Source organism: Mycolicibacterium arseniciresistens (assembly GCF_030519285.1).
Classification (GTDB): Bacteria; Actinomycetota; Actinomycetes; order Mycobacteriales; family Mycobacteriaceae; genus Mycobacterium; species Mycobacterium arseniciresistens.
In genome coordinates, this window is sequence record NZ_JAUMSQ010000333.1 from 1 (window position 1) to 8,589 (window position 8,589).

General features: G+C 69.0%; 8 protein-coding genes and 1 pseudogene. 4 read left to right on the forward strand and 5 right to left on the reverse strand.

The window, feature by feature from the left end; genetic code table 11:
* The 3 genes and pseudogenes from Q2100_RS27510 to Q2100_RS27520 form a co-directional block, all read left to right on the forward strand.
* Nucleotides 1-380: pseudogene (locus Q2100_RS27510) on the forward strand (pentachlorophenol monooxygenase); the annotation flags it as partial.
* Between the two features lie 82 nt (nt 381-462).
* A complete protein-coding gene (locus tag Q2100_RS27515) occupies nt 463-2,358 on the forward strand; it encodes an ABC transporter ATP-binding protein/permease (protein ID WP_302916596.1) in 1,896 nt (631 codons plus the stop codon).
* A gap of 55 nt (nt 2,359-2,413) precedes the next feature.
* Nucleotides 2,414-4,327 (forward strand): ABC transporter ATP-binding protein/permease, encoded by a 1,914-nt coding sequence (locus Q2100_RS27520; protein WP_372503637.1) that lies wholly within the window; start codon nt 2,414-2,416, stop codon nt 4,325-4,327.
* Here the strand turns inward: Q2100_RS27520 and Q2100_RS27525 are convergent.
* From Q2100_RS27525 to Q2100_RS27535, 3 genes are read right to left on the reverse strand one after another with little or no spacing between them, the layout of a single operon-like run.
* Complete coding sequence (locus Q2100_RS27525) at nt 4,324-5,802, reverse strand: FAD-binding protein (protein WP_302916597.1); 1,479 nt, start codon at nt 5,800-5,802, stop codon at nt 4,324-4,326. The genes Q2100_RS27520 and Q2100_RS27525 overlap by 4 nt on opposite strands.
* Before the next feature lie 13 nt (nt 5,803-5,815).
* The gene (locus Q2100_RS27530) at nt 5,816-6,310 is read right to left on the reverse strand and encodes a VOC family protein (RefSeq protein ID WP_302916598.1); all 495 of its coding nucleotides are present in this window, start codon (nt 6,308-6,310) and stop codon (nt 5,816-5,818) included.
* A 45-nt stretch (nt 6,311-6,355) separates the two neighbouring features.
* Nucleotides 6,356-7,042 (reverse strand): TetR/AcrR family transcriptional regulator, encoded by a 687-nt coding sequence (locus Q2100_RS27535; RefSeq protein ID WP_302916599.1) that lies wholly within the window; start codon nt 7,040-7,042, stop codon nt 6,356-6,358.
* A gap of 110 nt (nt 7,043-7,152) precedes the next feature.
* Here Q2100_RS27535 and Q2100_RS27540 point away from each other — a divergent pair, with 110 nt between their 5' ends.
* On the forward strand, nt 7,153-7,593 hold the full coding sequence (locus tag Q2100_RS27540) for a nitroreductase/quinone reductase family protein (RefSeq protein ID WP_302916600.1): 441 nt from the start codon (nt 7,153-7,155) through the stop codon (nt 7,591-7,593).
* On the opposite strand, the gene Q2100_RS27545 is transcribed toward Q2100_RS27540, so the two are convergent.
* Complete coding sequence (locus Q2100_RS27545; protein WP_264010853.1) at nt 7,590-8,258, reverse strand: Rv1815 family serine proteinase; 669 nt, start codon at nt 8,256-8,258, stop codon at nt 7,590-7,592. The genes Q2100_RS27540 and Q2100_RS27545 overlap by 4 nt on opposite strands.
* Before the next feature lie 127 nt (nt 8,259-8,385).
* A partial coding sequence (locus Q2100_RS27550) for a LysM peptidoglycan-binding domain-containing protein (protein ID WP_302916601.1) occupies nt 8,386-8,589 on the reverse strand: 204 nt, incomplete at its 5' end.

Sequence of the window (8,589 nt, forward strand, 5' to 3'; positions counted from 1 at the left end):
CGGACGCGGCCCGCCTTCGGCGCGCGGTGGTCGCAGGCCCGGTGCGCCTGTTCACACTCTTCGGCGCCGACCACACCCTGCTCTGCTACGCAGACGGCGACGCCGGTGGCGATGAGGTGGCGGCGTTCGAGGCGGTCGCCGACGCCGCGGTGCGGGCCGCCCACGGCCGGCTGGACGTGTACGTCGTGGCGGCGCCCACCGCCGACGTCGACGCCACCGTGCTGCCGTTGCTGCGCGATGACGACGGCGATTTCGCGCGCAGCTATTCCACCGCAGGGACTTCGGTGTTCGTCGTGCGCCCGGACGGCTATCTGGGCTACGCCTGCCACGGCATCGACGCCCGCGCGCTGCTGGCGTACCTGGGCAACACCTTCGGCTGACGGTGCACCACCTCCCCGTTACCGGCGCCGGTCTGCGGTAGCTTCGCGCTGACCGGCCTGCGGCCGAGGGAGGTACCGCCGGATGGACACCGCGACGTTCAGCCCGTCGATCGACTGGAGCGTCGAGCCCGTCCACTCGGCCGTGTGGGTGCTGGCCGTCTTCCTGGTCACCGTGGCGGTGCTGGTCGTGGTGGCCGCCGTGATCGGACGGACCACAGCCTGGGGGCGTCAGTTCGTCCGTATCACCGGGCGGTACTTCACCGGCAGGCAGAGTCTTCCGGCGTGGGGGCTGCTGGCCGTGCTGCTGCTGCTGACGATCGTGTCCGTCCGCATCAGCATCCTGCTCACCTACTACGCCAGGGACCTGTTCACCGCACTGCAGGTGGCCTTCCAGACCGGTTCGGGAGCAGGCGCGGGCGCCACGGGCGTGCAGGGTTTCTGGTCGACGATGCTGGTGTTCGCGGTGCTGGCGGTCTGCTACGTCATCCGGCTGCTCGCCGATCTCTACGTGACGCAACGGTTCATCATGCGGTGGCGAATCTGGCTGAGCCGCCGCTTCATTCACCGCTGGCTCAATGGAAACGCCTATTTCCGAATGCAGTTCGGGCGCCAACCGGTGGACAATCCAGATCAGCGCATCCAGGCCGACATCGACATCTTCACCACCGGCGCGGGCGCCGAGCCGAACAATCCGGCCTACACCTCGAGCCACGTGCTGGTCTTCGGTGCGGTGGAGGCGGTGCTGTCGGCGCTGTTCTTCGGAATCATCCTGTGGGAACTGTCCGGGCCGCTGAGCTGGCTCGGCGTCACCGTGCCGAGGGCGCTGTTCTGGATCGTGCTGGCGTACGTGCTGGCGGCGACGGTGGTCGCGTTCGTCATCGGCCGGCCGATGATCCGGTACAGCTACGTCAACGAACTGCGCAACGCCAGCTTCCGCTACGCGCTCGTGCGGATGCGTGACGCCGGCGCGGCGGTGGGCATGTACCGCGGGGAGCACGTCGAACGGCGACTGCTCGACGGACGGCTGTCGGCGGTGATGGACAACTACCGGCACTGGCTCAACCGGATGATGCTGTTCATCGGCTGGAACACCTCGGCCAGCCAGGCGATCAACCCGCTGCCCTACATCGTTCAGGCGCAACGGTTGTTCGCACAGCAGATCACCTTCGGCGAGGTGATCCAGTCGGCCCAGGCGTTCGGCGCCATCCACGACTCGCTGTCGTTCTTCCGCAATGCCTATGACAATTTCGCCAGTTACCGCGCGGCCACCATCCGGCTCGACGGACTGGCGCGGGAGAACCGCATCGCCGCGGCAGGCGGGCGGGTGGAGGTGGCCGCCACCGGTGACGGCACGCTCGCGGTCGACGAGGTCGAGGTGCGCACCCCGGAGGGGACGGCGCTGATCCGCGACCTGTCGCTGCAGCTGGCCCCCGGCGACTCGTTGGTGATCAGCGGGCCGTCCGGCATCGGGAAGACGGTGCTGCTGCAGAGCCTGGCGGGGATGTGGCCGTTCGCGTCGGGAACGGTCGAGCTGCCGGGCGGCCGCGACGGGGCGATGTTCCTCCCCCAGCTGCCCTACCTCCCCCTCGGCGACCTGCGGGCGGTCGCGTCGTACCCGACCGACGTCGCCGACGACCGCGAGATCCAGTCCGCGCTGCTGCGGGTCGCGCTGTCCCACCTCGTCATCCGCCTCAACGAGGTGCGCGACTGGTCCAAGGTGCTCTCCCCGGGAGAGCAGCAGCGCGTCGCCTTCGCCCGGGTGCTGCTGACCCGGCCACGCGTGGTGTTCCTCGACGAGTCGACCGCGGCAATGGACGAGGGTCTGGAACTGATGCTCTACGACTTGCTGCGCGCGGAGCTACCCGAGGCGATCCTGGTCAGCGTCAGCCACCGCACCACCGTCGCGCAGATGCACCGCCGGAGGCTGCAGCTGGTCGGTGACGGCCGCTGGCACCTGGGCCCCGCCACGCCGGGTTGACGCGTCCGGGACCACTCCGCACAGCCGCTCGCGGTACCTTGCCCGGATGGACGGAATGTTCGTGCCCAGCCTCGACTGGAGCAGTGAGCTGCTGGAGTCGCTGGAATGGATCGCCAGGGGCTGGCTGTACGCCGCGGTGGCCACTCTGGTCATCCTGGTGCTGATCGCCAAGACCACCACCTGGGGCCGGCAGTTCTGGCGCGTCACCAGCGGCTACTTCACCGGGCCGGACAGCGTCATCGTGTGGGCCTGGCTGGCGGGCCTGCTGCTGCTCGTCATGGCGAGCGTGCGGCTGTCGGTGCTGTTCTCGTTCCAGGGCAACGACATGATGACGAGCTTCCAGGTGATCGCCGCCGGGGTTGGTGCGGGCGACGAGGCGGTCAAGCAGTCCGGCGCGGACGGCTTCTGGATGTCACTGACCATCTTCGCGATCCTCGCCGTGCTGAACATCGTGTTCATCGTGCTCGACCTGTTCGCCGCGCAGCGGTTCATGCTGCGCTGGCGCACCTGGCTGACCGATCAGCTCACCGGCGACTGGCTGGACGGCAAGGCTTACTACCGCTCCCGGTTCATCGACGACACCATCGACAACCCGGACCAGCGCATCCAGGCCGACATCGACATCTTCACCACCGGCGTGAACTCGCAACCCAACACGCCGGGCAACACGTCGACCTCCACCCTGCTGTTCGGCGCCGTTTCCGCCATCGCGTCGATGTTCGCGTTCACCAAGATCCTGTGGGACCTGTCGGGGCCGATCACCCTGCCGGTGATCCAGTACGAGCTGCCCCGGGCGATCTTCTGGATCGGCATCGTCTACATCGTCGTCGCCACCGTCGTCGCGTTCGCGATCGGCCGGCCGATCATCCGGCTGTCGTTCAACAACGAGAAGTTCAACGCTGTCTTCCGCTATGCGCTGGTGCGGCTGCGCGATGCGTCCGAGGCCGTCGCGTTCTACCGCGGTGAGCTCGCCGAGCGCAGCGGTCTGCGACGGCGGTTCGTCCCGATCGTGGAGAACTACAAGAAGTACGTGAACCGGATGGCCGGCTTCCTCGGCTTCAACTTCGCGATCACCCAGAGCCAGGAGGTCATTCCGTACCTGGTGCAGTTCTCCCGGTTCTACAACGGTGAGCTCACCCTGGGTCAGCTCACCCAGACCGCGGGCGCGTTCCGCGAACTGCTGACCGGACTTTCCTTCTTCCGCAACGCCTACGACAACTTCGCCGGCTACCGCGCCGCCATCATCCGTCTGCACGGACTGGTGGTCGCCAACGAAGAGGGCCGGGCGCTGCCGGAACTCGACCGGTCGGACAGCGGCGACGGCACCGTGCAGCTCGACGACGTCGAGGTCCGCACCCCGGACGGTCGGCAGCTGGTCAACCCGCTGGACCTGCACCTCGAGCCCGGCGACACACTGGTCGTCACCGGCGAGTCAGGCAGCGGCAAGACCACACTGCTGCGCAGCCTCGCCCAGCTGTGGCCCTTCGCCTCGGGATCGATCGCATGCCCCGACGACGAGAACGCGACGATGTTCCTGTCGCAGCTGCCCTACGTGCCACTGGGTGACCTGCGCACCGTCGTCTCCTACCCCAGCCAGGCGGGCTCGCTCGACGACGAGGACCTGCGGCGGGTGCTGGCGCAGGTCGCGCTGCCGCATCTGGCCGACCGCCTCGACGAGGTGCAGGACTGGGCCAAGGTGCTCTCACCCGGCGAGCAGCAGCGCATCGCGTTCGCCCGGATATTGCTGACCGCCCCGAAGGCGGTGTTCCTCGACGAGACGACCTCAGCGCTCGACGAGGGGCTCGAGCTGATGCTCTACCAGCTGGTGCGCCGCGAGCTGCCGGACACGATCGTCGTCAGCGTCAGCCACCGCAGCACGGTCGAACAGCACCACGCCAGGCAACTGCAGCTGCTCGGCGAGGGCGAGTGGCGGATCGACGACATCGAGCGGGACCCCGCCCCGGCCTAGTGGCGGGCGGCGTGCTCACCGGCGCGCCTACCGAAGAACGAACCCTCGCCCAGCTGGGTGCCGCTGGAGTAGCCCTTGCCGTCCTGGGCGATGTTCGACGCGCACGCCCCGGCGGCGTACAGGCCGGCGACCGGCGAGCCGTCCTCGCGCAGCACCTCGCCGTCGATGGAGACCGCGAGCCCGCCCATGGTGAACCCGGAGTACATCGCCCGGCCGAGCGACAGGTCGAAGGCCGCCCATGGTCCTTCGGTCTGCGGGGCGACGTAGTCGGGGTGCTTGTGGAAATCGGGATCCTCACCGCGCGCGGCGTTCTCGTTGTAGCGCTGCAGCGTCGCGGCGAGACGGCCGGCCGGGATCTCGAGCGCCTGCTCCATCTCCTCGACGGTCTCCCAGCCGTCGATGAACTTGATCAGCGGCATCGCAGGCATCTCCATGTGCGCCTCGTCGACGATCAGGTAGGCGATCTGCTCGGGCTGCTCGAGGACGTAGGCCGACGTGCGCGAGTGATAGGAGTCCTCGGCGACGAACCGCTCACCGTCCTTGTTGACGATGACGCCGGTGAGCAGGATCTCCGGCGGATAGGCGGCGGCGGTGATGAACAGCTGGTCGAGATTCTCGGCGACTCCCCCGGCGGACACGCCGAGCCGGATGCCGAGGCCGTCGTCGTTGGGGTTGCCCAGGATGTAGGGCTCCACCAGCCCGTGGTGCTTGGTCTTGCGCTTGTGGCCCAGCGCCGGAGTGTGCTCGGCGACCATGTCGGGATTCATCGCGAAGCCGCCCGCGGCGATCACCACGGACTTCGCCTTGCTCGCCCCCGTCTCGGTGAAGTGCTTCCACGTCGCGCCGACCACCGCCCCGTCGGCCGTCACGAGGTTCGTCGCCCCGGTCTCGTAGCGGATCTCGACGCCGAGTTCGTCCGCGCGCTTGAGCAACAGGTCGATCACCATCGCGGCGCCGCCGAGCTCACCGGGGACGGGCACCGAGTGGCCCCGCGGGGAGGGCACGGCCTTCTCGGTGAACGGCCACACCTTCTCGTTGCCGGTGTAGGACAGGCCCTCGGTGCCGGGCGGGACGACGACCTTGCCGGGGTAGAAGCTGCGCTCGAATTGGAAGCCCAGGTCCTCGAGCCAGGTGAAGTGCTCGACGCTGCCTTCGCAGTAGGCGCGAATCTTGTCGTGATCGGGCTCGCGCGACACCGCGACGAGGTACTTGTACATCTCCTCGGCGCTGTCGTCGTGGCCGGTGGCCTGCTGCACCGCGGTGCCGCCGCCGAGGTAGAAGTGACCGCCCGCCATCGACGTGGTGCCCCCGGCCGCGGCGGCGCGCTCCAGGACCAGCACCCTGGCGCCGGCGGCGGCGGCGCTGACCGCCGCGCATCCGCCCGCGATGCCGAAGCCGATCACCAGGACGTCGACGTCGTCGGACCAGTCCGGCACGTCCGCGGCATCGACGGTCTGGGGAATCTCGGTTGTCACTGCTGCTCCTGTTTCACTGCTGTTGTTGTCGGACGTAGTCGAAGAATTGGCGGATCTCGTCGGGGATGTGTGCGATCTCGATGTAGGGCACCCCGGACCGCTCGTCGGAGACGTAGGCGAAGCGCATGCCGCCGGGCATGACGCCCTGCGCTGCGATGGTCGCGCCGCCGTCGGCGGCGGCCGCCACCGCGGCGTCGAACGCGGCCTCGTCGTCGACCTCGACGCAGACGTGGTGCAGGCCGGGTCCGGACCGGTCGAGGAATTCGGAGTACACGCTGTCACCGGAGCCGGGGGCGATCAGCTCGAGTTGCAGGTCGCCCGCATAGCTCAGGGAGATGTCCGCGGTGTAGTCCGCCGGCCGCGCGCGGTGCGTGCAGGTGTCGGGACCGAAGTGCACCCCGGGCATCCGCACCCAGTTCCGGGCGCCGAGCAGCGCCGACAGGCTGCGCTCGGTCGCGTCGAGGTCGTCGGTGACCCACGCGAGCTGGACAGGTGTCTGATCGGGCATCGGGTCGAGAATATCGCCGGTCGCCCCCCGTGGCTAGAACGTGTTCTAGTTTCGTCCGGTCATCTCGTCGACCAGCAGCCCGAACAGCGCGTCGAACAACAGGGCCGGCCGGGTGAACGTGTCGGAACCGTACTGACCGAACACCTCGAGGTTGATCGCCCCGACCAGTCCCGCCCACAGCGCGATGCACCGGACCACCAGCATGTCGCCGCCGTCGAATCCGAACTCTGCGCGGAGTCCGTCGAAGTCGGACGACAGTGGTTGACCGACAACACCTTCCGGCACGTGGACCTCCCCCGCGGCGACGCCCTCGGCGACGGTGTCGAACAGCGCCTGCACCACCCTGGTGCCGGGCAGGACGGTGCGTTCGGCTGGGGCGTGGTAGCCGGGCACCGGACTGCCGTAGAGCAGCGCCCACCGCGCCGGCTGGTCGACCGCCCAGTGCCGGGCTGCGCCGCCCATGCCGAGGAGGCGGTCGCGGGAGGACGCGACCGGGACGGCGCGTGCCCGATCGACGGTGTCGGCGAGTTCGGAGTAGGCGTCGACCAGCAGCAGGGTGAGCAACTCGTCCCGGCTCGCGACGTAGCGGTACACGGCGGAGGACACCATGCCGAGGTCGCGGGCGATGGCGCGCAGCGACAGGCCGGCCGGGCCCTCGGTCTCCAGGTGCTTGCGCCCGAGCGTGACGATCTGCGCCTCGATGCGGTCGCGTGACTCCTGCCGTTTGCCCACGTGGCCAGTGTGACACAAAGCGAGAACACCGCTCTTGCTTTATCGCGGATCCGATGACACTCTGAAAACGAGAGCAATGCTCTTGTCACCGAGTCGAAGGAGTCCGCGCAATGACCGCACGCTATGACCCACCAGACCGAGTCGCCAGAATCGTCAACCACGTGTTCCGCTGGCTGGCCGAAGCCGGCGTCAGCATCGCAGGCACCCGGGCGCTGCGCGTCCGCGGCCGCAAGTCCGGGGAACTGCGCACCGTGGTGATCAACCTGCTCACCGTCGAGGGCCGCGACTACGTCGTGTCACCACGCGGAAACACGCAGTGGGCCCGCAACGCCCGCGCCGCCGGTGAGGTGGAAACCGGCCCGCGCTGGCGCCGTCGCCGCGTCCGCGTCGTCGAGGTGGCGGACGGCGACAAGCCGAACCTGCTCGAGCGCTACCTCGATCGCTGGTTCTGGGAGGTCAAGGGCCACACTGCAGGTCTGACACCGGATTCCACCGCCGAACAGCTGCGGGCGGCGGCGCCGTCGATCCCGGTGTTCGAACTCGTCGGCTAGGGCAGCGGCGGTGCGGTGCCACCGGTGACGGTGAGCACGTCCTCGCGGGCCTGCTGGCTGGCCACCTGCCATGACACCGCTGCAGGGAACCGCCCCCAGGTGCTGTTGAACATCCCGATGATCACCGCCCGGCCGTCCGGCGTCACCGAGTACACCGGTCCCCCGGAGTCGCCCTTCTGGCTGACCACTCCGTTGCCCATGGTGAACCAACCGTTGTAGACCGCCTCGACGGTGCCGCAGCTTTCACCGGTGATCACCCCGAAGTGGCAGATCGGCATACCGGGCTGCGGCACCACGGCCGGGTCGGTCACCAGTTGGCGGCCGCCGGGCAGGATGTTGTTGACCGGGACGTTGACGGCCAGGCCGATCGCCTCCCAGTCGGAGATCTGGTGATTGGTGTCGATGGTCGCGCCGTCGGGTGTGTTGTCGCGGTACAGGGCCTGGGTCCCGATGAAGTTGCCGCCGCTGTCGAACACCGGCCCACTGCCGCGACAGTGCCCCGCGGTGAACGCCACCCGCAGTTGGGGATCGACGAAGCCCAGGGTGCACACGTTGGCGTCCTGGTGGATCTCCATGCCGGGATAGACCAGGACACCGGGCTGGGCCTGGGCGGGCGGGACAGCCGTTGCGGCGCCGGCGAGGCCGACGGCCACCGCGGCAACCACGCGAAACCAGCGTCGGCGCACGGAGGCCTCCGATCGGTCGGGGTGTGCTGGCGGTCAAGCGTAACCGGCACGGTGGCCGGTACGTCGTGAGAGCGAGCAACCTCCCCCGAGGGCGCCCGGCGTGCGGTCAGGGAATGGTCAGCACCTGCCCGGGATGGATGAGATCCGGGTTGGCGATGCCGCTGGCGTCGGCGATGCGCTGGTACTTGCTGCCGTCGCCGTAGAACCGCTCCGAGATCGCCCACAGGGTGTCGCCGGGCGCCACCGTATGGGTGCGCGGCGCAGGCGGGGGCGGTGGTGGAGGCGGCGGTGGCGGGGGTGGTGCCGCGGC

Excerpts from the sequence above, each read along its gene's own strand:
- Q2100_RS27515 (WP_302916596.1), top strand. The coding sequence starts at position 463 with ATGGACACCGCGACGTTCAGCCCGTCGATCGACTGGAGCGTCGAGCCC.
- Q2100_RS27520 (WP_372503637.1), top strand. The coding sequence starts at position 2,414 with ATGTTCGTGCCCAGCCTCGACTGGAGCAGTGAGCTGCTGGAGTCGCTG.
- Q2100_RS27530 (WP_302916598.1), bottom strand. The coding sequence starts at position 6,310 with ATGCCCGATCAGACACCTGTCCAGCTCGCGTGGGTCACCGACGACCTC.
- Q2100_RS27540 (WP_302916600.1), top strand. The coding sequence starts at position 7,153 with ATGACCGCACGCTATGACCCACCAGACCGAGTCGCCAGAATCGTCAAC.